1 protein-coding gene is annotated in these 381 nt (G+C 62.1%); it reads left to right on the forward strand.

Translation table 11 applies throughout. From position 1 onward, the window contains the following. Positions 1 to 44 precede the first annotated feature (44 nt). Positions 45 to 381: DUF6119 family protein (locus tag H483_RS0120515; RefSeq protein ID WP_238556458.1), on the forward strand; the 337-nt coding region annotated here is incomplete at its 3' end.

Below are 381 nucleotides of genomic sequence, written 5' to 3' on the forward strand. Positions count from 1 at the left end.
GTGGTGCCGACCCGGCGCGACTTAGCTCGATCACCAAGGTCACGCTGGACGAGTCGGCGAAGACCGACAGGTCGTCGATCCCTGTGGGCGCGTCACTGAGGAGCTTTGGATTCGAAGACATCGGCGAACTCGCGACAAGAGTCGTCGCGGCGGGGACCATNNNNAGAATAGGAACTGGCGGCAAATCAGTGACGATTCGCGGCGCGGACGCGCTGAGTCTGCCGCTGTCGAAAAAGCCGGGGGAGTTCCTCGCTGATCTGGACCGACTGGTCGCGATTCTGGACAAAGCGCCCGCGAGCGAGGAACTGGCGGACCTGGAACGGCTGGTTCTAATCAAAGACAGGACGCTGATCGAGCAGCTCGACGTCGAACTGGTGGAGG

This window comes from Dietzia sp. UCD-THP (genome assembly GCF_000349585.1).
Lineage (GTDB): Bacteria > Actinomycetota > Actinomycetes > Mycobacteriales > Mycobacteriaceae > Dietzia > Dietzia natronolimnaea_A.